Annotated in this window: 20 protein-coding genes and 1 pseudogene; 8 read left to right on the top strand and 13 right to left on the bottom strand. The window is 64.2% G+C overall.

Translation table 11 applies throughout. The features are described 5' to 3' along the window. Window positions 1–40 precede the first annotated feature (40 nt). Window positions 41–466, top strand: a pseudogene (locus RQH86_RS03565) (histidine kinase); the annotation flags it as partial. Further along, window positions 467–3,811: a PAS domain S-box protein gene (locus RQH86_RS03560; RefSeq protein ID WP_311238302.1), complete on the top strand. Its 3,345-nt coding sequence runs from the start codon at window positions 467–469 to the stop codon at window positions 3,809–3,811. Between the two features lie 578 nt (window positions 3,812–4,389). Here the strand turns inward: RQH86_RS03560 and RQH86_RS03555 are convergent. Together RQH86_RS03555 and RQH86_RS03550 are read right to left on the bottom strand one after the other, a co-directional pair. Further along, window positions 4,390–6,753, bottom strand: a complete 2,364-nt coding sequence (locus tag RQH86_RS03555; protein WP_311238220.1) for a Tex family protein — start codon at window positions 6,751–6,753, stop codon at window positions 4,390–4,392. Between the two features lie 104 nt (window positions 6,754–6,857). Continuing rightward, window positions 6,858–7,085 (bottom strand): hypothetical protein, encoded by a 228-nt coding sequence (locus tag RQH86_RS03550; protein WP_055854106.1) that lies wholly within the window; start codon window positions 7,083–7,085, stop codon window positions 6,858–6,860. 190 nt (window positions 7,086–7,275) lie between these two features. Here RQH86_RS03550 and RQH86_RS03545 point away from each other — a divergent pair, with 190 nt between their 5' ends. Next, window positions 7,276–8,487 (top strand): FAD-dependent oxidoreductase, encoded by a 1,212-nt coding sequence (locus RQH86_RS03545; RefSeq protein ID WP_311238219.1) that lies wholly within the window; start codon window positions 7,276–7,278, stop codon window positions 8,485–8,487. 174 nt (window positions 8,488–8,661) lie between these two features. On the opposite strand, the gene RQH86_RS03540 is transcribed toward RQH86_RS03545, so the two are convergent. From RQH86_RS03540 to RQH86_RS03520, 5 genes are all read right to left on the bottom strand, one after another. Beyond that, a complete protein-coding gene (locus RQH86_RS03540; RefSeq protein WP_193552594.1) occupies window positions 8,662–9,117 on the bottom strand; it encodes a hypothetical protein in 456 nt (151 codons plus the stop codon). A gap of 5 nt (window positions 9,118–9,122) precedes the next feature. Next, on the bottom strand, window positions 9,123–9,320 hold the full coding sequence (locus RQH86_RS03535; RefSeq protein WP_055854095.1) for a PspC domain-containing protein: 198 nt from the start codon (window positions 9,318–9,320) through the stop codon (window positions 9,123–9,125). Window positions 9,321–9,430: 110 nt separating this feature from the next. Continuing rightward, window positions 9,431–10,507, bottom strand: coding sequence for a class III poly(R)-hydroxyalkanoic acid synthase subunit PhaC (locus RQH86_RS03530; protein ID WP_055854090.1), 1,077 nt, complete (start codon window positions 10,505–10,507; stop codon window positions 9,431–9,433). Next, window positions 10,504–11,709, bottom strand: coding sequence for a class III poly(R)-hydroxyalkanoic acid synthase subunit PhaE (phaE, locus tag RQH86_RS03525; protein ID WP_311238218.1), 1,206 nt, complete (start codon window positions 11,707–11,709; stop codon window positions 10,504–10,506). The genes RQH86_RS03530 and phaE overlap by 4 nt, the downstream gene beginning before the upstream one ends. A gap of 55 nt (window positions 11,710–11,764) precedes the next feature. Continuing rightward, entirely contained in the window at window positions 11,765–12,379 is a 615-nt protein-coding gene (locus tag RQH86_RS03520) for a CDP-alcohol phosphatidyltransferase family protein (RefSeq protein ID WP_161963057.1), read from the bottom strand. A gap of 131 nt (window positions 12,380–12,510) precedes the next feature. Here RQH86_RS03520 and RQH86_RS03515 point away from each other — a divergent pair, with 131 nt between their 5' ends. Continuing rightward, window positions 12,511–13,269, top strand: coding sequence for a 3-hydroxybutyrate dehydrogenase (locus RQH86_RS03515; RefSeq protein ID WP_311238217.1), 759 nt, complete (start codon window positions 12,511–12,513; stop codon window positions 13,267–13,269). A gap of 232 nt (window positions 13,270–13,501) precedes the next feature. Here RQH86_RS03515 and RQH86_RS03510 read toward each other — a convergent pair whose 3' ends face one another. The 3 genes from RQH86_RS03510 to RQH86_RS03500 form a co-directional block, all read right to left on the bottom strand. Then, window positions 13,502–13,990 (bottom strand): 8-oxo-dGTP diphosphatase, encoded by a 489-nt coding sequence (locus tag RQH86_RS03510; RefSeq protein ID WP_115513102.1) that lies wholly within the window; start codon window positions 13,988–13,990, stop codon window positions 13,502–13,504. Window positions 13,991–14,207: 217 nt separating this feature from the next. Continuing rightward, window positions 14,208–14,717, bottom strand: a complete 510-nt coding sequence (locus RQH86_RS03505) for a DUF1249 domain-containing protein (RefSeq protein ID WP_115513103.1) — start codon at window positions 14,715–14,717, stop codon at window positions 14,208–14,210. A gap of 203 nt (window positions 14,718–14,920) precedes the next feature. Beyond that, on the bottom strand, window positions 14,921–15,742 hold the full coding sequence (locus tag RQH86_RS03500; protein WP_055854069.1) for a pyruvate, water dikinase regulatory protein: 822 nt from the start codon (window positions 15,740–15,742) through the stop codon (window positions 14,921–14,923). A gap of 142 nt (window positions 15,743–15,884) precedes the next feature. On the opposite strand from RQH86_RS03500, the gene ppsA reads away from it, so the two are divergent. Beyond that, on the top strand, window positions 15,885–18,263 hold the full coding sequence (gene ppsA, locus RQH86_RS03495) for a phosphoenolpyruvate synthase (RefSeq protein WP_311238216.1): 2,379 nt from the start codon (window positions 15,885–15,887) through the stop codon (window positions 18,261–18,263). Beyond that, the gene (locus tag RQH86_RS03490) at window positions 18,263–19,228 is read left to right on the top strand and encodes a mechanosensitive ion channel domain-containing protein (protein WP_104615617.1); all 966 of its coding nucleotides are present in this window, start codon (window positions 18,263–18,265) and stop codon (window positions 19,226–19,228) included. The genes ppsA and RQH86_RS03490 overlap by 1 nt, the downstream gene beginning before the upstream one ends. 162 nt (window positions 19,229–19,390) lie before the next feature. On the opposite strand, the gene orn is transcribed toward RQH86_RS03490, so the two are convergent. The 3 genes from orn to mntR all read right to left on the bottom strand — a co-directional run bounded on the left by orn (window position 19,391) and on the right by mntR (window position 21,026). Then, a complete protein-coding gene (gene orn, locus RQH86_RS03485) occupies window positions 19,391–19,975 on the bottom strand; it encodes an oligoribonuclease (protein WP_311238215.1) in 585 nt (194 codons plus the stop codon). Between the two features lie 71 nt (window positions 19,976–20,046). Beyond that, on the bottom strand, window positions 20,047–20,544 hold the full coding sequence (tadA, locus tag RQH86_RS03480; protein ID WP_115559319.1) for a tRNA adenosine(34) deaminase TadA: 498 nt from the start codon (window positions 20,542–20,544) through the stop codon (window positions 20,047–20,049). A gap of 14 nt (window positions 20,545–20,558) precedes the next feature. Next, on the bottom strand, window positions 20,559–21,026 hold the full coding sequence (mntR, locus tag RQH86_RS03475) for a manganese-binding transcriptional regulator MntR (RefSeq protein ID WP_055854570.1): 468 nt from the start codon (window positions 21,024–21,026) through the stop codon (window positions 20,559–20,561). 146 nt (window positions 21,027–21,172) lie between these two features. Between mntR and RQH86_RS03470 the strand changes: the two genes are divergently transcribed. Continuing rightward, window positions 21,173–22,507, top strand: a complete 1,335-nt coding sequence (locus RQH86_RS03470) for an Nramp family divalent metal transporter (protein WP_311238214.1) — start codon at window positions 21,173–21,175, stop codon at window positions 22,505–22,507. Between the two features lie 568 nt (window positions 22,508–23,075). Continuing rightward, window positions 23,076–23,900, top strand: a complete 825-nt coding sequence (locus tag RQH86_RS03465) for an alpha/beta hydrolase (RefSeq protein WP_311238301.1) — start codon at window positions 23,076–23,078, stop codon at window positions 23,898–23,900. Window positions 23,901–23,948: the final 48 nt, after the last annotated feature.

Here is a 23,948-nt window from a genome sequence, read left to right as displayed (position 1 = left end):
CACTAGAATCAAGCATCCAAGATCTGCAGGTGGTTGCTGGATGGAAAGTGCCGTGTCGCCGTTTGCCGGCCTGTTGCCGGAGACGAGCGAAACTGCAGCATTGGTACTGGCGTCCGCATGCGTCGCCGACCCGCTGCTCTGCGCCAGTCAGGCGCTGCGTACCGCGCTGTCGGTGTGCCTGCACGCACAACACCCGATGCTAGTGGTTTGGGGCGAGCACGCATGCTGCATCTACAACGACGCCTGCATCGCGTCATTGGGTGAAAGACACCCTGCTGCGTTCGGCCAGCCGCTTGCCGAGCTGACGCGCACCGACCTGGCTGGCGATCTGCCGGGCGATGCGAACACTGCAATCGATCTGGCGACCTGGTCGTGCAGTCCGATCCTGGACGCCGGCAGGCAGGTGGGCGCGTTGTATGTGGCTGCTGCGCCCGCACGTGGTGCGCGCGAACAGCGTAGCGATGCCATGTCGCTTGCGGCGCCGCCCGCGCTTGACCAGTCGCCGGCCTTCATGGCCGTGCTGCGTGGGCCCGACTACATCATCGAGAGCGTCAACCAACGCTTCCACGATCTTGTCGGCGAGCGTCCCTTGCTGGGCCGTCCCTTGCTGGAGGCGATGCCGGAGATCGCCGATCAAGGCTATCTCGGCCTGCTCGACGAGGTCCGTCGTAGCGGCCAGCCGTTCATCGGCGAATCGATGACGGCTTATCTGCAGCGCACACCCGGCAGCACGCTGGACGAAACCTTCGTCGACTTTCTGTACCAGCCGATGCGCGACAGCGATGGTCGCGTCGATGCGATTCTGGTGCACGGGTTCGATGTCACTGCGCAGCGACGCGTCGAGACTCGCGACAGTTTTCTGCTGATGCTCGAAGACGCCTTGCAGCATGTCTCCGATCCACGGCACGTCATCGACACCAGCGTGCGCTTGCTCGGCGAACACCTGCAGGCCAATCGCTGTGCGTTCGGACTCGCGGCCGAAGATGGCAGCATCATGCATGTGATCAGCGACCATGTGCAGGACATGCCGAGCCTGCAAGGCGACTTCCCGATGGAAGTGGCCCAAGGCCTGCGCGATGCACTGCTGGCCAACCGGCCCTGGTTCACCACCGATGCGATGGCGCCGGGTGCGCCGGACTATGTGGCCGAGCAGTATCGCCACTCCGGCCTGCGTGCGTCGTTGGCGATACCGCTGCATAAACATGGCCGGCTGGTCGCGGCAATCGGCGTGCACCAACGTGCACCGCGACGCTGGTTGTCGACCGAGATCGAGCTGGTGCGGCTGGTGGCGGCGCGCTGCTGGGAGTCGATGCAGCGGGCCAAGGCGCAGCAACAACTCGCCGCCAGCGAAGCGCGTCTGCGCCGGCTTGCCGACACCTTGCCGCAGATCATCTTCATCGCCGGTCCCGATGGCCAGCTGCACTATTTCAATCAACGCTGGTACGAATACACCGGGCTGGATCCGGGCAACAACGAAGGCGCCGCGTGGCATCGGGCCCATACCGCCGATGGCCTGCAGCTGTCCGTGCAGGCATGGCAGGACGCATTGCTCGACGAGCGCGCTTACGAGATCGAATGCGAATTGCTGCGCCACGACGGCCAGGCGCGTTGGCATCTGGCACGCGCCCTGCCCGTCCGCGGTGACGACGGCTGCATCAGCGAGTGGATCGGCACATATACCGACATCCATGATCGCCGCACCTTCGAGCACCGCTTGCGTGAGAGCGAAATCCGTTTCCGTGCGCTGTGCGAGACGGTCCCTGCGATGATCTGGATGTCCGACGCGCAAGGCGATTGCGTGTACTGGAACCCGCGCTGGTACGACTTCACCGGACAAGCCGAAGATCAGGCGCTGGATCAGGGCTGGTGGGATGTGATGCATCCGGACGATGCCGGCCGCGTGCGGTTGGCCTTCGAACAGGCGCTGGAACGGCGCGGCGAATTTTTAGCCGAATACCGGGTGCGTCGCCATGACGGCCAGTACCGTTGGTGTATCGATAACGCCTCGCCGCATTTCGCCAGCGATGGTCGTTTTCTCGGGCATATCGGCTCGCTCACCGATATCTCCGAACGCAAGCACATCGAAGATGCCACCGCGTCCGACCGCGCGATCCTGAGCCTGATCACCACCGGCGCACCGTTGCCGGTGGTGCTGGATGCGATCGCATTGAGCGTGGAGGCGCGCGGTGAGATTGGGCTGTATTGCTCGGTGATGGTGCTGGACGAGGTGCGGCATACCCTGAGCTTCGGCTCGGCGCCGCACTTCCCGCTTGCGTATCACGGCAACTTCGAGCCGGCCCCGATCGGTCCGGATGGGCCGCCTTGTTCGCGCGCCGCACATCTTGGCCGGCAAGTCATCTGTGCCGATCTCCAGGCCGATCCAAGCTTCGGCCCTCATCATGCCGTTTCGGCGCTGCTCGGAATCGCGGCGTGCTGTGTAACGCCGATCTTGTCCAGCGACGGCCAGGTGCTGGGCACGCTCAACATCTACTACGACCGCCCATATCTACCCTCGCTGCGCGAACAAGCGATGGCGCGCTCTGCATCCCACCTGGCCGGTATCGTGATCGAGCGGACGCGCGTGGATGCCAAGCTCACGTTGTCGCTGCAGGCAGAAACCACTGCGCGCGGTCAGGCCGAACACGCCAGCCGGGTCAAGGACGAATTTTTGGCCACGCTCAGCCACGAATTGCGCACGCCGCTCAACGCGATCCTGGGCTGGTCGCGACTGATGCAAGCGCAGACCTTCGCGCCGGAGAATCTGGGTAAAGGCCTGGTCATCATCGAGCGCAGTGCGCGTGCGCAGACGCAGATCATCGACGACCTGCTGGATATGAGCGCGATCCTGTCCGGCAAGATCCGTCTGCAGGCCGAACATTTCGACATTGCCGGGCTGGCGCGCAGCACGCTGGAGCTGATGCAGCCGGCCGCGCTGGCGCGCGAGATCATTCTGGAACTGGACGCGCCGGCCGGCAGCGAATTGTGGTTTTTCGGCGATGCCGGGCGCTTGCAGCAAGTGCTCACCAACCTGCTCAGCAACGCGCTCAAGTTCAGCGCACCGGGCGGCAGCGTACGGGTGGGATTGGACGTTGAGGAAGGACGTCTGCGGCTGTGCGTGCAGGACAGCGGGATCGGCATCGCGCCGGAGTTTCTGCCGCACGTCTTCGATCGGTTTCGGCAGGCAGATGCCGGCACCACGCGGCGTGTTGGCGGGCTGGGGCTGGGCTTGTCGATCTCGCGTCAGCTGGTGGATCTGCATGGCGGCAGCCTTGGGGCCTCCAGCGCCGGCGAAGGCCAGGGTGCGGTGTTTACCATCGTGCTGCCGTTCCAGCACGGGGTCAGTGGTCTGCGCCCGTCATCGGAGGATTCGAGCCAACCTGTGCGACTTCCGGCCGATTGCAATGGGCGGCTGGACGGCGTGCGTGTGCTGTTGGTCGACGACGATCAGGATTCGCGCGAAGCGGTGATGCAGTTCCTGATGCTTGCCGGCGCGCAGGTGCAGGCGGCCGGTTCGGTGGATGCAGCCGAACACTATCTGGCGGCTTCGGCATTCGATGTACTGGTCAGCGATATCGCGATGCCGCTGCGCGATGGCTACGATCTGATCCGCACCGTGCGCACCGGTCGCGTCGATCTGCCACGGCATATCCCGGCAATCGCGCTCACTGCCTACGTACACGAAGAGGACCGCGATCGTGCCGTGGCGGCCGGCTTCGATGCGTATATGGGCAAGCCGGTGGAGCCGCCCGGACTGGTGGATCTGATCGAACGCTTGGTGGTGCCGATGCGCGCGGTGCCGGGAGCGGCGTGAGATCGCCCGACAGCGGCCGATAAAAGCAATGCAGGCGAGGAGCAGGAAGAATGCCAACGCCCCGATCGCGAATGCAGACTTCTTGCAGGCGCGCACCGTCTGACACCCCGGCACGTTTCAATTGCCGCCCGACTGCATTCCAGACTGCATCCGCACAACGGGATTCGAGTCGTCGCGTCGCTTGTGAGATGCAGTCAAAAGCTCAGGTCGTCGAGGGCGCGGTGCCCTCGCCGATTGCGGGACACGCGGTGAATCCATCCACGGAGGCCCTGTGGCGGCATCCATGCCGCCGCAGGGTCCAGCAATCGGCCAGGACACCACACCAACCTGTGAGTCGGATGCGTTGTTGAAAACATGCACACCGACCATTTCGACTGGTCATTGCACGCCCACAGTCGCGGGCTCTTATGCGGCATGGATGCCGCATAAGGGCCTACAAAGGACGTACCTGCGGCGTGTCCCGCGGTGGCGGGCGGGCAACGGCCGTGCTGTAACGTTGCAAAGCAGTCGCTCTACAACTGATCTGCAACGTTGCTGCCGAATCACTCAAAGTCAGTCGCCGCGCCAGGCAGCATGACTCAGCTGCGCTTGGCGCGCGCGAACGCCGCGGCCAGTGCGTTATCGGCCGGTGGCGCAGTGGTCCGCGGCTTGCTGTTGCCGGGTGCCGGCCCGCGTCCGCCGCCGTCGCGACGGCCCTGCCCCGGCCCGCCACTGCCGCGTGCATCGCGCGACTGCGCCGTGCCATCTGCCGCCGGCGGCGTGTCGGACAGGCGGCAGGTCAGTGCGATGCGCTTACGCGGCACGTCCACTTCCAGCACCTTGACCTTGACGATATCGCCAGCCTTGACCACATCGCGCGGATCCTTGACGAAGGTGTCCGACAACGCAGAGATGTGCACCAACCCATCCTGATGCACGCCGATATCGACGAAGGCGCCGAACGCGGCCACATTGCTGACCACGCCTTCCAGCACCATGCCCGGCTTGAGGTGCTTGATGTCCTCGATGCCGTCGGCAAATTGCGCAGCCTTGAACTCCGGACGCGGGTCGCGGCCGGGTTTTTCCATTTCTTTCAGGATGTCGCGCACGGTCGGCACACCGAACTGCGCATCGGTGAACAGCTCCGGCTTCAAGCCGCGCAGGAAACTGCCATCGCCCAGCAACGCCTTGATCGGCTTGCCGGTGTTGGCGACGATGCGCTCGACCACCGGATAGGCTTCCGGATGCACGGCCGACACATCCAGCGGCTCGTCGCCATCGGCAATGCGCAAAAACCCGGCGCATTGTTCGAAGGTCTTGTCGCCCAGGCGCGGCACCTTGAGCAGATCCTTGCGGCGCTTGAACGGGCCGTTGTCGTCGCGATGGCGCACGATGTTTTCCGCCACCGTGCCGGACAGGCCGGATACGCGCGACAGCAGCGCGGCCGAGGCGGTGTTGACGTAGACGCCAACGGCGTTAACGCAGTCCTCCACGCGCGCCTCCAGCGCTTTGGCCAGGCGGTACTGGTCGACGTCGTGCTGGTACTGGCCCACGCCGATTGCCTTGGGCTCGATCTTGACCAACTCGGCCAGCGGGTCCTGCAACCGCCGTGCGATCGACACTGCGCCGCGTAGCGAGACATCCAGCTCCGGGAATTCCTTGGCGGCAAACTCGGACGCCGAATACACCGACGCCCCCGCTTCGCTGACCACGACCTTCTGCAACTTGGTCGCCCCGCACAGCGCGATCGCCTCACCGGCCAGCTTGTCGGTTTCGCGGCTGGCGGTGCCGTTGCCGATCGCGATCAGCTCCACGTTGTGCTGCATGCACAATTTTTTGATCGTCTGCAGCGACTGGTCCCATTGCCGCTTGGGTTCGTGCGGGTAAATGGTCTCGGTCGCCACCAGCTTGCCGGTGGCATCGACCACGGCGATCTTGCAACCGGTGCGGATGCCCGGGTCCAGCCCCAGCACCACGCGCGGGCCGGCTGGCGCGGCCAGCATCAGGTCTTTGAGATTGTCGCCGAACACCGCAATCGCTTCGGCCTCGGCCTTCTCGCGAGCCTGGTTGAACAGGTCCAGCAGCAGGTGCATGTGCAACTTGGCGCGCCAGGTCAGCCGGCACGCGTCCAGCAACCAGCGGTCGGCCGGGCGGCCCTGGTTGGAAATACCGGCACTGCGCGCCACGCGGCCTTCGGCGTACTGATGCCCGGCTTCGGCATCGCTGCCAGGGTCCAGGTCCAGATACAGAAATTCTTCACGGCGCGCGCGGAACAGCGCCAGCAAGCGGTGCGACGGAATTTTCGCCAGCGCTTCGGCATGGTCGAAGTAATCGCGGTATTTGGCACCGGCCTCTTCCTTGCCCTCGGCGACGCGTGCGCGGATCACGCCGTTATCGTTGAGCCAGCTACGCAATTCGCCCACCAGCGCGGCATCTTCGCCCCAGCGCTCCATCAGGATGGCGCGGGCGCCTTCCAGCGCGGCCTTGATGTCGGCAACACCCTTCTCGGCGTCGATGAAGGCGGCGGCAGCCACCTCCGGCGCCTGCGTCGGGTCGGCCAGCAAGCCCTCGGCCAATGGCTCCAGCCCGGCTTCGCGTGCGATCTGCGCACGCGTGCGGCGCTTGGGCTTGTAAGGCAGATACAGATCTTCGAGCCGCGACTTGGTGTCGGCAGCGGCAATCTCGTTGCGCAGTTCGTCGCTGAGTTTGCCCTGCTCGCCAATGCTGGACAGGATCGCCGCGCGGCGGTCTTCCAACTCGCGCAGATAGGTCAGACGCGTTTCAAGGTTACGCAGCTGCGTATCGTCCAGGCCGCCGGTCACCTCTTTTCGGTAGCGGGCGATGAACGGCACGCTGGCGCCTTCGTCGAGAAGCGCGATGGCGGCGCGCGCCTGGGCGGGTTGGGCACCGATCTCGTCGGCGATGGTGCGAGCGATCTGCTGGGCAAGCTGGCTATCGTGCATGGCGGCGCGGAATAAACCGCTTCACTGAAAAAAAATCATTTTCGCAGTGTGGGCCCGCGACGGAAACCCGTTGACAGCGCAGTCGTAAACCTATGCCGCCGCGCTCAGCTGGCGCGGTGCGCGTAATGGGTGGCGGCGCGCTCGACCAGAATGCTTTCGTGCATGGATTCCAGGGCCATGACACGGATCTTGCCGACGTTCTTCAGCGGCACCATGCGTTCCACATAGATCTCCGGGCCGGCGTCAGTCATTGCCCGCGACTTGCTGAACCCGTAAGGCACAACACCCTTGTCGCCATCTTTGCTGCCACCGACGTACAGGACAATCGACATGCCACACCCTTTTGCTGCTGTTGTTGCGTTGGAGGCGCGAGCATAACGAGCGCGTCGTGAGGAGCTTTCCACGCACGTTAACGCCGGCTGTTTGCGGTTTGGTGACGGCCTCAAGACCTGACGCACCTCACGAGTGCTTCACCCTGCTTGGTCGTCCAATCTCGGTCCACCCGCTTTCTCACGACATCGCATGGACCTCAAAAGTGGCTACCCGTTCTGGTCGATCCGTAATGGATTGATGCGCGCCTATCCACGCCTGGAGCAAGACACCCAGGCCGAGGTCGTCATCGTGGGCGGCGGCGTGACTGCCGCGCTGATCGCGCACGAATTGCTGCGCAATGGCCATGAGGTGGTGGTGGTCGAACAACGCGAGATCGGCTGGGGCAGTACCTCGGCCAGCACTGCACTGCTGCAATACGAAATCGATACGCCAATGGTCGATCTGGCCAAACAACACGGCATGCCGGCAGCCGCGCTCGCTTACGGCGCCTGTGCGCAGGCCATCGTCGACCTGCAGGACCTGTGCGACAGCCTGGGTGGCTGCGACTTCACCCGCCAGGACAGCCTCTACTACGCCAGCCGTGCGCGCGATCTGAAAGACCTGCGGCGCGAGCTCGAGGCACGCCAAACGCATCAGCTGCCGGTGGAATGGATCGACCGCGAGCCGCTCTGGCACGACTACGGCGTGCGCTCCGACGGCGCCATCCTCAGCCGCCTGGCCGCCAGCGTCGACCCGTATCGGCTGTGCTATCGCCTATTCGCCGAATGCGAGCAGTACGGCGGACGCATCTTCGATCGCACTACGATCGCGACCATTGTCCCGCACGATCAGCACGTGGAATTACGTACTCACGAAGGCGTCGTCGCGCGCGCCAAGCACGTGATCATGGCCGCAGGCTATGGCAACCAGCAATGGCTGTCGCAGCGCGTGGCACGTAACCGCAGCAGCTATGCGTTCGTGACCGACCCGCTGCACGACAGCGAGATCGGTGCGCTCAAGCACACCATGATGTGGGAGACCGCACGCCCGTATCTGTACCTACGCAGCACACCCGATGGCCGTGTGGTGGCAGGCGGTGAGGACGACAACGTGGACATCCCGGCGCGCCGCGATGCGCGCGTGGAAAGCAAATTGAAGACGCTGCTGAAGAAGATCGGCAAGACCATGCCGGACGTACATCTGCGCCCGGTGTTTTCGTGGGGCGGCACGTTTGCCGAAACCGCCGACGGCCTGCCGTTCTTCGGCACGCATGCCGAGCAAGGCCCGCGCGTCTTGTTTGCCATGGCCTACGGCGGCAACGGCATCACCTATAGCGCGATCGGTGCCGGGCTGCTGCGTGCGCAACTGGAAGGTAAGCCGCACCCGCTGTCGGACCTGTTCGGGTTCTCGCGCCTGGATTGAGGGCGATTGCGTCTTGCGATGCAGCCGCCGAGCCGGCGCTGCTGCCACGAAGCGCGGCTGACAAAGCTACAAAGAGCGGTCTTCAGGCCGGCGTGGACTGCGCCATCACAAACGGGGTGTACGCGTACACCGAGCACCGGATGCGTCAGCCCCGCAGTGAGCGCAGGAACGTGGTTAGCCGCTCCAGGTCGATGGCCACCACGGCCACCAGCCATGGCCATGCATCGCATACGCATCGGCCGCCCGCTCCAGCGGGTTGCGCACATGGATGCCGCCGCACATCAGATACACCGGCAGGAACAGCGGCCCGAGCAACATGTATTGATACACATGTGCGCGCTCGTGATCGCCCAGACGCACCGGCGGATGCTCGCAACGGCCGGCCGCGTGTGCATAGGTGCTGCATTGCAGATCCAGCGATGCGCCCTTGAGCAGGATCACATTACCCAAGGTCATCGCCCCGCCCGGCCCCCAGGGCCAGGCATGAAAGACAAACGCGAGCTCATGACGGGACCAGCGCGGGCGGGCGCCAAAACAACTGCCAATGGCGCCGATCAACAGGCCAAGCGCGGTGTTGGGCAGCGTCCACAACGCGCCAAGCGCCAACACAGCCGATGGCGCGCGCCGCAACGGCCTCAATCGGCCTGCGCGGGGATCAGCAGCCACAGGATCAGATAGACCAGGATGCCGGGAAACGCGGCCGAGGCGATCGAGACGATCACGAACAGAACGCGCAGCAAGGTGGAGCTCCATCCGAAGCGGCGCGCAATCCCGCCGACAACACCGGCGATCATGCGGTCATTGAGAGAACGGGACAGTGCAGTGGTGGCCATGAAAACGCTCCTTCAAACGTAGCAAGCAGTCTAAAAAGCCGGGCAGCAGCGGGCCGTGATGGGTGGCGGCATGCGGTCGCACGCAGGCCTGCGCGGTTGCATGCGGCGCATCAGGCGATGCGGTCGCGCTCCTGCAGCCAGCGATGGATCGCCACCGGCACCTCGCGCTGGGCACGTCCGGACACGTAGATCCCGATATGTCCGCCGCGAAAACTCAGTTCGCTGTAATCCTTGCTGCCCACCAGCCCACGCAAGGCGCGCGAGGCATCCGGTGGCACCAGATGATCGTGTTCGGCATAGATATTGAGCACCGGCATATCGACGTCCTGCAGATCCACCGCCTGCCCGCCGATGCTCACTTGGCCGGTGACCAGCCCATTGCGTTGGTAGAACAAGGTCACGAACTCGCGGAACGCCTCGCCCGCCAGATCCGGCGAATCAAAGATCCACTTTTCCATGCGCAAGAAGTCTTCCAGCGCCTGCTTGTCGTCGAGGATGTCCAGCAAGCCGACGTACTTCTGCAAATTAAGCCGGAACGGCTTGAGCATCAGGTAACTGGCGTTCATCAGATCCGCCGGCACGTTGCCCATGGTGTCCACGAACAGATCCACATCGACCATGCGCGCCCAGTTGGACAGCATGTTGTCGGGAGTGTGGAAATCCACCGGCGTGACCATGGTGATGAGGTTGCGCACCTTGTGCCGTTGCAGCGCGGCGTAGCACAACGAAAAGGTGCCGCCCTGGCAGATGCCGAGCACGTCCACCGCCTCCAGCCCCGATTGCGCACGCAGGTGATCCACCGCGCCATCGATGTAGCGCAGCAGATAGTCTTCGAGCGTGAGATAGCGTTCGGAGCGGTCCGGGTAGCCCCAGTCCAGCACGTAGACATCCTGGCCGTGACTCAACAGGCCCTTGACCAGTGATCGATCGGCCTGCAGGTCCACCATGTACGGACGATTGACCAACGCATACACGATCAGCAGCGGCGTCTTGGCCACCGGCGCCTGCTCGCCGACAAAGCGATACAGCACCACCTTGCCGTCGCGCCAGATTTCTTCGCGTTCGGTGACGCCATAGTCGACGTCTTCCACACCTGGCAGCAGTTTCAGGCCTTCGCGCAGCTTGCGTTGCAGCGACAGGGTTTCCTGCATCAGGTCTTCGGCACTGAATCCCAACGGCCCTTTCATGCCTTGGCTCCACGTGGGGTGCGTGCGACCGGCTTACTGCCGGACGCCTTGCCGGACGACGGTTTCGATGCGGCTTTCGCTGTGGCGGTCTTTTTCACCGCAGGTGTTGCAGGTGCGGTCTTCTTGGGCGCAGATTTTTTGGCCGCGGTCTTTTTTACTGCACCGGTGGCCGCGGCCGGCTTGCGCGCAGCGGCGGCGTTGGGCGGCGCTGCACGTTTGGGCGGAGACGAGGCCTGCGGATCAGCGGTGGTGTCTTCGGCCGGCTTGCCAGACGCCTTGGTGCTGGTGCCGGCAGCGGTGCGCAGCATCCGGCGCACCGCGCGCTCCAGTTCTGCGATACGGCGATGCGCGGCATCCATCTCCGAACGCGTCGGCATCCCGAAACGTTCGCTGAGCTGTTCGACCTCCTCCTGCAACGCCGCGCGCAAGCGCATGTGCGCGTTGGCGAACCCGCCGCACACGTCGCGAAACCGATCCGACAACGCCACATCGGCATAGGACTCTTCGGCCGCCTCGATCCACAGATCGAACAAGGCGCGCGCGCTGGTCAGCTGGCTGCCGCTGCTTTCGTGCTCGCTCAGCTTGGTGGTGAAACGGGTGAAGGCCTGCTCGATCGCTGCCTTGAGTTGCTCGCCGTAGGCCTGCGATTGCGCCTGATAATCCTGTTGCGCGCGCGCCAGTTTCTGCAGGCGCGCCTGATGATTGCGGTTCAATCCGAAGGCCGGCATGTCCAACCACGGCGCGTTTTCTTCGCGCCATTTGCCCAGCGCCTGCGCCGCCTGCTGCAGCCACGGGTCGAAGCCGCCGGGGCTGCCGCCGCGCAGCGAGCCGAGCGTCCACTGCATCAGTTGCTCGCCCTGCCCCTGCACGGCGCGGCGCCAGGCATCGGAGACTTCGTTGGCGGAGGTGTCGCGGCCGGCGAACTGCCCGGCCACCTGCTGCATGGTGCCGAACCAGCCGCCAGCCTGGGTGCGGAAGCGGTCGATGGCTTCCTGCGCCTGCGGCGCGGCCTGGGTAGGCAGCAGCTGCGACCACCAGTCCACTGCCTTTCTCCAGTCCTGCGGGGCATCGCCGCCGGACGCCGGCGGTGGCTGCGCGGCGGAGCCAGACTGGCCGTGGCGCATGGCGTCTCCCCAGGCAGCCCAATACTGGCGTGCCTTGTCCTCGACGTTGCCGTTGTCCGAACCGCTGCTTGCCATCATTCCCTCCTGTGACGATCCACCGAGCCATCCTACCGCGTGTAACCAGGCGTGCCGCTCAGGGCTTGGGGATCCGCAACGTCTTGCTGATCATCAGCGAGCCGGAGACGGCAAACAGCAGCACCAGCGGGTGGAACTGCCACGGCCCGAGCTGCCACTGGCCCCACCACAGGGTGTCGCCGATATGCCCGCTGCTGGCGGCGACCGCGAGCAGGATCACCAGCACCAGGCTGGTCGGAATCGGGGTGCCTTCGAAGTACGGCACCTTGTCGGCCTCGCCGGCGATCTCTTCGGCCGTCACGTTGTACCGCGCCAGCCGGCTCACGCCGCAGCAGACGAAATAGCTCAGCACCAGCCAGTCCCAGCCGCCACGCATGCCGCAGGCATAACCCAACGCCGCCGGCGCCACGCCGAACGAGATTACGTCGGCCAGCGAATCCAGCTCGCGGCCCAGGGTGGAAGACGCCTTGCGCCAACGCGCGACGTGCCCGTCCAGCGCATCGAACACGAACGCCAACGGGATCAGCGCCATACCCAGCAACAGGTCGCCACTGTGGCCTTCCTGCAGGAACCGCATCGCTGCGAATACTGCCCCGGTGCCGCAGAAGGCATTGGCCAGCGTGAACCAGTCCGCAAGTTGGAAATCGCGCAGCATCGAAAAATGGCGTTTCATGCGGAACCTGATCAGAGCGAGGCGCAAAGGGTAACGCGCGCGCGCGATGCAGGCGACCGTTTGCCCGTCCTCCGCTAGGCTGGCGATCAGCGTGGCCGCTCCCGGCCGCGCAGCACAGTGAAGGACACCCGATGCGCAGCATCCTGATCACCGGCGCGGGCAGCGGCATTGGCGCCGGCATCGCCACCCATCTGGCAACCGACGGCCACCATCTGCTGGTCAGCGACATGGACCAGGCCGCCGCCGAGCACACGGCCCAGCGCGTGCGCGACGCTGGCGGCTCGGCCGAAGCACTGGTGCTGGATGTCACCGACGACGACAGCATTGCGCACGCGCTAGCCGGGGCCTCACAGCCGCCGCAGGTGCTGGTGAACAATGCCGGCCTGCAGCAGGTCGCCGCGCTGGAAGATTTCCCGATGCAGCGCTGGGCCCTGCTGGTCGACGTCATGCTGACCGGCGCAGCACGGCTCAGCCGTGCCGTGCTGCCGGGCATGCGCGCGGCAGGCTATGGACGCATCGTCAATATCGGCAGTATCCATTCGTTGGTCGCCAGCCCCTACAAGAGCGCGTATGTGGCCGCCAAACATGGCCTGGTCGGCCTGGCCAAGGTGATCGCACTGGAAACTGCCGACTGCGACATCACCGTCAACACGCTGTGCCCCAGCTATGTGCGCACGCCATTGGTAGAGCGCCAGATCGCCGACCAGGCGCGCACGCGCGGCATTGCCGAAGAAGCGGTGGTCCGCGATGTGATGCTCAAGCCGATGCCCAAGGGTGCCTTCATTGAGTACGACGAGCTGGCCGGCACGGTGGCGTTCCTGATGTCGCATGCGGCACGCAACATCACCGGGCAATCCATCGCCATCGATGGTGGCTGGACCGCCCAATAATTGCACTGGCGAAATTTTAACCAGCCTGCGTGAGCGCGTTGCGCCGCAGGCGGCTTGCGGACTTGTCCACAGACTTGCGCAGCGTCCATCCACAGGGGATGGGGAAAACTGTGCGGGCAATCTCGCTTGACTGATTGCGGAGATGGCCGACGGCACGAGTGAGCCGGATAAGTGCAACTTGGCATGCCAGCGGCCCGGAGCGCGGAGCCGGCGCGACCCGCACGCCAGCCGATCAGACCCGCGAATAGCTCCACGATTGCATGCGCCCGTCGCGATACGGCATCACCCCATGGAAGGGGCGCGGGTCGCCATCGAACACCAACGGCAGGAAGTTGCGGTCGCCCTCCCACATCGGCACCTGGTCCATCTGCGCGAGAGGCACCCATTCCAGCGTGCCTTCGGGGTTGGAGGTGTGCGGTGTGCCATCGAAGCTGCGGATCAGGAACACGAAGCCCAACCAGTCCTCGCCCTGCTTGCCGAACCCGGGCCAGCTGATGGTGCCGCGCAATTGCATGTCGCCGCACGCGACGCCGGCTTCTTCGCGAATCTCGCGGCGCATGCAGGCCAGCACGTCTTCGTCCGGCTCCACCTTGCCACCGAGCCCGTTGTACTTGCCCAGGTGTTGATCGCCGGGACGGGCATTGCGGTGGATCATCAGCACCTGGGTGCCGTCGGGCGACAACAGATAGCCTAGCGTGGCGACAATCGGGGTATAGGGCATGGCGCGCGATCTGCAACGAAGCGCATCAGTATGACCGATGACATGCGTCTAGCGTGGTGGCGAGCGGTGATTGGGCGCTATGCGGTCGTGCCTTGAACGACTCCGGTGAACGGTGCGCCAAGCCATCGGCAAGTTTCACCTGCATGCCGGTCACTGACCATTTCCGGCCAACAGTAGCGCTCGCTAACGATACGCACGCGCCATCTACCTACTGCTCTTAACCGACAACCACCTGCGAGCTGGGCCGCGGCGGCGCAACGTAGTCGGTGTCCAGCCGCAAGGTGGCAACCCCATGGCCGCGTTCGGCCAGGTACTCCAGCCACTTGCCCAGGAAGGTGTTCATGCGCATGCGGTGACTGATCAGCTCGGCCGGCGGCGGGAACATCCCCATCACGTCCTGCCAGCGACGGCCCACATAGCAATGCGTGGTCTCGGCCTGGCGCGCATCGCGGTACAGACGCACATACGCAGACGGATCCGGCTCACCGGTCACCGGGTCGCACAGGTCGTAGGTCAGGCGCAGTTCGACGGTGTAGCGATGGCATTCGATCACATCCAGCCGCAGGTTCAGCCCATCGCCGATCGACGACACATACGAGCCAGGCGCCAGATCGGCCGGCGCGAACAACCGGGTGAGATGCTGGAAGTTTTCTGCGTACAACCCCATCAGCCAACCGAACCGGCTCAGACGGGGGATGATCTCGAGTTTGCTCAATGCTTGGGCCATGCACCGATCCTACACGCTGCGCTGCCGCACGGGCAGCATTGACGAGGGCCCAATGGCAGGCCTACCTTGGCGGAGCCCTGCCCCGCCCGCTTGATTTTTCTTGGGCTGCTGGCACGTCGCCAGCCGCGTCGCGGCAGCCCCCGAATTGTGGAGGCGCCGCTTGCTTGCCCGATCCCGCATCTCGCGCCCCACCAATCCCGGCCTCAAAACATCTCGCGCTGCAGTCCCAGGGTCGACAACACCTTGCTGGAGATTTCTTCGATCGAGGTGTTGGTGGTGCTCAGCGTGGGAATGCGCTCCAACTGGAACATGCGCTCGGCGGTTGCGACTTCGCGTCGGCAGGTTTCTGCCGCGCTGTAGCGCGAGTTGGCGCGACGCTCCTGACGGATCTGCTGCAACCGTTCCGGGTCGATGGTCAGGCCGAACAACTTGTTGCGGTAGTTGCGCAACCGCGGCGGCAGTCGTTCGCTTTCCAGATCTTCTTCGGTCAACGGATAGTTGGCGGCGCGGATGCCGTAATGCAAGGCCAGGTAGATGCAGGTAGGCGTCTTGCCCGCGCGCGATACCGCCACCAGGATCACGTCGGCCTCGTCATAGTTGAGCGCAATGCCGTCGTCGTGACTCAGCGCGAAGTTCATCGCATTGATGCGGCGGTGATAGGTCTCGAAATCGACCATGCCGTGCGCGCGGCCCACGCGCGAGTGGCGCGGCGCATTGAGCTCGCGCTCCAGCGGTTCAATGAAGGGCGCGAACACATCCAGCATCAAGGCACCGCTTTCGGCCAGGATCATGCTCAGCTGTGGATCGACGCACGAATTGACCACCACCGGGCGCACCTGGTAACGCTCGCCGGCAGCGCGCACCCGCATCGCGGCATCGCGCGCTTTTTCTGCATCATCAATGAACGACATGCGGTCGGTGACGAAGTTGAACCCGCTGAACTGGGTGAGCAGGCTATGCCCAATCGTTTCAGCGGTGATACCGGTTCCATCGGAGACGTAAAACACCGGCCGGATTGTTGACATCAAGACCACCTCTTTGAACTGGTGTCCAAAACTTACGGGTTCATGCTTGTGCAGGTTCCGCTGTGCACTGCATCATAGCGGCTTCTTCCTACGGTCGCGGCCATTCAGCCCGCTCGGGCGATGGCCTTACGGAGCATCGCGCTTGAAAGAGAATATCCTGTGGTTGCATGAGCTACGCCTGGTCGATCTGGCCCGCGTAGGCGGTAAAAATTCCTCGCTCGGCGAGATGATCGGCAACTTGGCCGGGTTGGGCGTTTCGGTTCCGGGTGGATATGCGACCACTTCAGAAGCGTTCAAGGACTTCATCGCACACAACGATCTGTCCAAGCGGATTTTTGACAAGCTTGCAACGCTGGACGTCGAAGACGTTACCGCGCTCACTGTGGCCGGCAAGGAAATTCGCGGCTGGGTGATCGATGCGCCGCTGCAGCCGGAACTGGACCGCGACATCCGCACCGCCTACGAACAGCTGTGCGCAGAAAACGGCGGCGGCGAAGTGGCCGTGGCGGTGCGTTCTTCTGCGACTGCGGAAGACCTGCCGGACGCCTCCTTCGCAGGCCAGCAGGAAACCTTCCTCAACGTGACCGGCGCCGACGATGTCGTGCACAAGGTCAAGGAAGTGTTCGCCAGCCTCTACAACGACCGCGCGATTGCGTATCGCGTGCACCATGGCTTCAAGCACGAAGACGTGTTCCTGTCGGCTGGCGTGCAGCTGATGGTGCGCTCGGGCGTCGGCGCGGCCGGCGTGTTGTTCACGCTGGACACCGAGTCCGGCTTCCGCGATGTGGTGTTCGTCACTTCCAGCTTCGGCCTGGGCGAAATGGTCGTGCAGGGCGCGGTCAATCCCGACGAGTTCTACGTCTACAAGCCCACGCTCACGGCAGGCAAGCCGGCGATCCTGCGTCGCTCGCTCGGCAGCAAGGCGATCCGCATGGTGTATTCGGATGTGCCCGGCGAGCGCGTGCGCACCGAAGACACCCCGGTGGAACTGCGCAACACCTTCTCGATCAGCGACGAAGATGTGCAGGAGCTTTCCAAGCAGGCGCTGGTGATCGAAAAGCATTACGGCCGCCCGATGGACATCGAGTGGGCGAAGGACGGCGTAAGCGGCAAGCTGTTCATCGTGCAGGCGCGCCCGGAAACGGTGAAATCGCGCAGCCACGCCACCCAGATCGAGCGGTTCTCGCTGGACGCCAAGGGCGCCAAGATCCTGGTCGAAGGTCGCGCGGTCGGCGCCAAGATCGGTAGCGGCGTCGCGCGCGTGGTGCGCTCGCTGGAGGACATGAACCGCGTGCAGGCGGGCGACGTGTTGATCGCTGACATGACCGACCCCGATTGGGAGCCGGTGATGAAGCGTGCATCGGCGATCGTCACCAACCGTGGCGGACGTACCTGCCACGCAGCGATCATCGCGCGCGAACTCGGCGTGCCGGCCGTGGTCGGCTCGGGCAACGCCACCGATATGATCAGCGACGGTCAGGAAGTGACGGTCAGCTGCGCCGAAGGCGATACCGGCTTCATCTACGACGGCCTGCTGCCGTTCGAGCGCACCACCACCGACCTGGGCAACATGCCGCCTGCCCCGCTCAAGATCATGATGAACGTGGCCAACCCGGAGCGTGCCTTCGACTTCGGCCAGCTGCCCAATGCCGGTATCGGCCTGGCGCGCCTGGAGATGATCATCGCCGCGCACATCGGCATCCATCCGAACGCGCTACTGGAATACGACAAGCAGGACGCCGACGTCCGCAAGAAGATCGACGCCAAGATTGCCGGCTACGGCGACCCGGTGAGCTTCTACATCAACCGTCTGGCCGAAGGCATCGCCACCTTGACTGCCTCGGTGGCGCCGCACACGGTGATCGTGCGGTTGTCGGACTTCAAGTCCAACGAGTACGCCAACCTGATCGGCGGCTCGCGTTACGAGCCGCACGAAGAGAACCCGATGATCGGCTTCCGCGGCGCCAGCCGATATGTCGACCCGTCCTTCACCAAGGCGTTCTCGCTGGAGTGCAAGGCGGTGTTGAAGGTGCGCAACGAGATGGGCCTGGACAATCTCTGGGTGATGATCCCGTTCGTGCGGACGCTGGAAGAAGGCCGCAAGGTGATCGAAGTGCTGGAGCAGAACGGACTCAAGCAGGGCGAGAACGGGCTGAAGATCATCATGATGTGCGAGCTGCCGTCCAACGCGCTGCTGGCGGATGAATTCCTGGAGATCTTCGACGGCTTCTCGATCGGCTCCAACGACCTGACCCAGCTGACCTTGGGCCTGGACCGCGATTCGTCGATCGTGGCGCATCTGTTCGACGAGCGGAACCCGGCGGTCAAGAAGCTGCTGTCGATGGCGATCAAGTCGGCGCGCGCCAAGGGCAAGTACGTGGGCATCTGCGGCCAGGGGCCGTCGGATCACCCGGAACTGGCCGAGTGGTTGATGCAGGAAGGCATCGAGTCGGTGTCGTTGAATCCTGACACCGTGGTCGATACCTGGCTGCGTCTGGCCAAGCTCAAGAGCGAGAGCTGATGGGACTGTTGGGTGCAGTGATGGCGGCAGCTGCGGGAGCAGCTGCTGCCAAACCGGCGGCGACGGCAACTGCAGAGCCGGCGTTCAACTGGGCAAAGATCCCGTGGGCACAATACGCGTTGAACTGGGGGGTGGCGCTGCTGATCGTGGTGGTCGGCATGTGGCTGGCCAAGCAACTCAGCCAGTGGCTGCATCGCGCATTGACCCGTGCGCGTATCGAAATCACGTTGACCAACTTCCTGCGCAATGTGATGTATGCATTGCTGTTGGTGTTGGTGTTCGTCAGCGCGTTGAGCCAGATCGGCGTACCGCCGACCTCGTTGATTGCGGTGCTCGGTGCCGCGGGCCTGGCAGTCGGTCTGGCGTTGAAGGACTCGCTGTCCAACATCGCCGCCGGCGTCATGCTGATCGTGCTGCGGCCGATGCGCGATGGCGACCATGTGGCGATCGCGGGCCAGGAAGGCATTGTCGATGAGATCCGGATCTTTCAGACCCGTCTGCGGACCTTCGACGAGCGCATGATCACCCTGCCCAACAGCACCATCACCACGGCGCCCATCATCAACTACAGCACCCTGCCCAACCGGCGCCTGGAAGTGACAGTGGGCGTGGGTTACCAGGATGATTTGAAAAAAGCGCAGCAGTTGTTGCTGCAGATCGCCAAGGACAATCCGAACGTCCTGGATTCACCCGCACCGTTCGTGCAGGTGACCAACCTGGGCGAAAGCACGGTCGATCTGATGCTGTTCGCTTACGCCACCAATGGAAATTTTGGTGCGGCCAAGAGCAGCACGCTGGAGCAGATCCGCAACCAGCTGCTGGAAAACGGGCTCAACATTCCGTACCCGCAGCGCGACCTGCATGTGTATCACCACGATGCCGATGGCAAGCCGATCTCGGATCTGTTGCGCAAAGGCATTGCCGACGATGGCGACCTGACCAAGGGGCCGCCGTTGGCGCGCTGAACATCTGCGTCATCTTTCAAAAGCAAAAGGCCGCATCGAAAGATGCGGCCTTTTATATTTTGTCACTGCCTGCTGCGATTTTACTGCGATTGCGACCGGTTGCCCTGACGTTGGCGCGCTCGACGCGCAGCGCGCCAAAACGCATGCCGCCCATCGGCCAGATCAGCCCTGCGTGCCAGCCTCGGTATCACCGCCGAGCGCCCCCATGAACCGGCGATAGTGGCGCAGTTCGTCGATGGAATCGCGCACATCGCTCAGCGCGGTGTGTGCCGAGTTCTTGGCAAATCCGTTGGCCACCGTCGGTGCCCAGCGGCGCGCCAGTTCCTTGATGGTGGACACGTCGAGATTGCGGTAGTGGAAATAGCGCTCCAGGCGCGACATCTGGCGGTGCAGGAAGCGGCGATCCTGGCAGATCGAGTTGCCGCACATCGGCGAGGCGCCGGCACGGATCCATTCGCCCAAAAACGCTACCGTCTGCGCTTCGGCCTGTGCATGGGTGACCTGGCTGTCGAGCACACGCTGCCACAGGCCCGAACGACGGTGCTGGTTGCGGTTCCACTCGTCCATCGCTTCCAGCGTTGCCAGCGGATGGGCGATGGCCAGTTCCGGTCCTTCGGCCAGCACGTTCAACTGCGCATCGGTCACGATGGTGGCGATCTCGATGATCGAATCGCGATCGGTATCCAGGCCGGTCATTTCCAGATCGATCCAGATCAGTCGGTCGTTGCCCGCAACGTTGTCTGCCATATCACCGTCCTGTGGAGGCCGTTGCCGGCCGGGGTACTGAAAGGGCGCGCATCATACCGCGGCCATGCCGCTCAGGGTACGAGCGGCGGCTTGCCACGCTTGGCGCGAAAGTAATTGGTCAGCCGCAGGCTTGACTCTGCCGCCAGCACGCCGCCTGCCACCTGCACGCGATGGTTGTGACGCGGGTCGGCCAACAGGTCGAAGACACTGCCACAGGCGCCAGTCTTGGGGTCGCTGGCGGCGAACACCACGCGTGCGATGCGCGCGTGGATCATGGCCATGGCGCACATCGCGCACGGCTCCAGGGTGACGTACAAGGTGCAACCAATCAGGCGGTGATTGGCCAGACGGCGTCCGCCTTCGCGCATGGCCATGATCTCGGCATGCGCGCTGGGATCGTGACTGGCGATGTTGTAGTTCCAGCCCTCGCCCAGCACGTTGCCGTCGGCATCGATCAACACCGCACCAACCGGAATTTCGTCATAGTCGCGCTCGGCACGCTCGGCCAGACGCAGCGCATGCTGCATCCACTGCGTATCGATGACCGCCTGCGGTGAATCGATCGACATCGCGGCCGGCACACTCACTTCGCCTTGCCGCCCTGGCGGTCGAGAAACGCGGCGAATGCGGCAACGGTCGCCTCGCTGACATGGTGTTCGATGCCTTCCGCATCGCGACGCGCGGTGGCTTCGTCGATGCCGAGTGCGAGCAGGAAGCGCTCGACAATCTGATGCCGCTGCCGGCTGGAAGCCGCCAACGCCTCCCCGGCCGGGGTCAGGAACACACCGCGGTACGGGCGCTGCACGACCCAGCCGTCGCGGACCAGGCGCTTGAGCATCTTGGCCACGGTGGGCTGAGCCACGCCCAGGCGCGCGGCGATATCGACCTGCCGCGCTTCGCCGCCGTCGACCAATAGATCGGAGATCAGCTCCACATAGTCCTCGACCAGCTCGGCACGGCGCGCTTCGCGCACCTGGCGGAAGCTCTCCATATGCACCTGCGCATCGATCAGGGACGGCGTGGCCGCCTCCAGCTTTTCGCTCTTGCCCACCCGCATCCTCTTCGTCGCATCCGGCATAGGTGCCGGGATGCGTAGTGTGAAGCACGCAGCCGATCAATACGATTGAGTTTGCCAATGCTCAATAGCATAGCACTTGCTATATCATCCATCCGACGCCCCCCAACCCGCCGCCCTGCATGTCCGTCGACACCGTTGCCTCCGCGCGATCGCCCGCCTCCACCAATGGTGGGCTGGGCGATCATCACGCCAGCGTTGCCGTGCCCAAGAACGGCCATTGGTGGTTCCGGCTGCTGGCCTTTCTGGGCCCGGGCTACATGGTGTCGGTGGGCTACATGGACCCGGGCAACTGGGCCACCGATCTGGCCGGCGGCTCGCAGTTCGGCTACCTGCTGCTGTCGGTGATCCTGCTGTCCAACGTCATGGCGATCGTGTTGCAGAGCCTGTCGGCGCGTCTGGGTATCGCCACCGGGCTGGATCTGGCACAGGCCTGCCGTGCACGCTACCCACGTGGCGTGAACCTGGCGCTGTGGGGACTGTGCGAGCTGGCGATCATCGCCTGCGATCTTGCCGAAGTGATCGGCACCGCGATCGCATTGAAGTTGTTGTTCGGCATTCCGCTGACCGTGGGCGCGATCATTACCGCGATCGACGTGGTGCTGGTGCTGTTGCTGATGAATCGCGGCTTCCGTGCGCTGGAAGCATTTGTGATGGCGTTGCTGCTGATCATCTTCGCGTGCTTCGGTATCCAGATCGCCTTGGCGGCACCGCCGATCGCCGCAGTGCTGGGCGGGTTCATTCCGCGTGCGCAAGTGGTCACCGACCCGCAGGCGCTGTACCTGGCCATCGGCATCATCGGCGCCACCGTGATGCCGCATAACCTGTATCTGCATTCCTCGATTGTGCAGACGCGCGCCTACCCGCGCGATGACGCGGGACGCCGCTCGGCGTTGCGCTGGGCCGTCACCGACAGCACGGTGGCGCTGATGTTCGCGTTGTTTATCAACGCCTCGATCCTGATCCTGGCTGCTGCGGTGTTTCATGCGCAGGGCCGCACCGATGTACAGGAAATCGAACAGGCGCATGCCTTACTCGCGCCGATGCTGGGCGTGGGGTTAGCCTCGACCTTGTTTGCGGTCGCCCTGCTTGCTTCGGGCGTCAACTCGACGGTCACCGCGACGTTGGCCGGGCAGATCGTGATGGAAGGCTTTCTGCAATTGCGCTTGCCACCGTGGCTGCGCCGCTTGCTCACCCGCGGCATCGCCATCGTTCCGGTGGTCGTGGTGACCTGGTTGTACGGCGAGGCCGGCACCGCGCGGCTGTTGGTGCTGAGCCAGGTGGTGCTGTCAATGCAATTGCCGTTTGCGGTGATCCCGTTGGTGCGCTTTGTCTCGGACCGAACATTGATGGGCGCGCTGGTGGCACCGGCCTGGCTGGTGCGCACGGCCTGGGTGCTTGCGGCGGTGATCGTTGTATTGAACGGCAAGCTGCTGTGGGACACCGCGCTGCATTGAGCGTAGGGCGCAGCATGCCCGCTCGATGGGATGCCGGCCTGTCGCACGTTGCAGAGCCGGGCGTCGATGCATTGCCGCGTCATCGCGCGTTGCAGAGCCCGATATCGATGCACGCGGACGCGTCGCGCAGCGCCGCGATTCGCCAAAATTGCGCTTGTAGTGCGGGCAGATCCACAACGTTGGATCGGCTACAACAAACAACCTGATCCGCAGCGTTGCCGATAACTTTTATAGAGCGCACGCAGATGCAATCTGCACTGCGACGCAGGCGGTCTACTGCTCGCATGCACCGGCACGCCCGTGGCCTGCCTCGCGCTGCGCGGCGCGGTCGCGCGCCAGCATGATGCGCACCGCATCGTGCGACCGCCGGGCTGCATGCCCCTCGCCCACAGGAGGTTCCATGGATCCGTTCGAGGCGCATCCGGCCGACGCCGGACGCCGCAGCTTTCTCATCACCGGCACGGTCGCCGTGGCAGCGTTGTCGTTGCCCGCGTTCGCCACCGCCGCAGCTCCCGCACGCGCCCCCGCTGCCACCCCGCCCCACTCGTCCACTCACGGAGTCAACTCGATGTCCAATTTCGTCAAACGCCCCGACGGCGCCAACATTTTCTACAAGGATTGGGGCAAGGGCCAGCCGGTCGTCTTCGCACATGGCTGGCCGCTCAGCGCCGATGCGTGGGACCCGCAGATGCTGTTCATGGGTCAGCACGGGTATCGCGTGATCGCGCACGACCGCCGCAGCCATGGCCGCTCTTCGCAGACCTGGGACGGTAACGATATGGACACCTACGCCGACGATCTGGCCGCCGTGATCGACGCGCTGGATCTGAAAGACGCGATCCTGGTTGGCCATTCCACCGGCGGTGGCGAAGTGGCGCATTACGTTGGCCGCCATGGCAGCAAGCGCGTGGCCAAGGTGGTGTTGGTGGGCGCGGTGCCGCCGCAGATGGTCAATAGCCCGACCAATCCCGGTGGCCTGCCGATGAGCGTGTTCGACGGTATCCGCGACGGCGTAGCCAAGGACCGCTCGCAGTTCTATCAGGACCTGACCACGCCGTTCTTCGGTGCCAACCGTGATGGCAACAAGGTCACCCAAGGTATGCGCGATTCGTTCTGGCTGCAGGGCATGCTGGGCGGCCACAAGGGCCAGTACGACTGCATCAAGGAATTCTCCGAGGTCGATTACACCGCCGACCTGAAGAAGATCGATGTGCCGGCGCTGGTGGTGCATGGCGACGACGACCAGATCGTGCCGATCGATGCGTCGGGCAAATTGTCGGCCAAGATCATCAAGAATGCCGAGCTGAAGATCTACGCTGGCGCGCCGCACGGGTTGACCATCACCCACGCCGATCAGTTCAACAAGGATCTGCTGGCCTTCGCCAAGAGCTGATTCTCGCTTCAATACTTAAGACAAAGGCCGGCTCGTGAGAGTCGGCCT

This window comes from Xanthomonas sp. WCS2018Noco2-27 (assembly GCF_031843525.1).
In the GTDB taxonomy this organism is placed as follows: domain Bacteria; phylum Pseudomonadota; class Gammaproteobacteria; order Xanthomonadales; family Xanthomonadaceae; genus Xanthomonas.
Note: the sequence above shows the minus strand (reverse complement) of the source record. Positions and strands in the feature narration are given on the sequence as shown.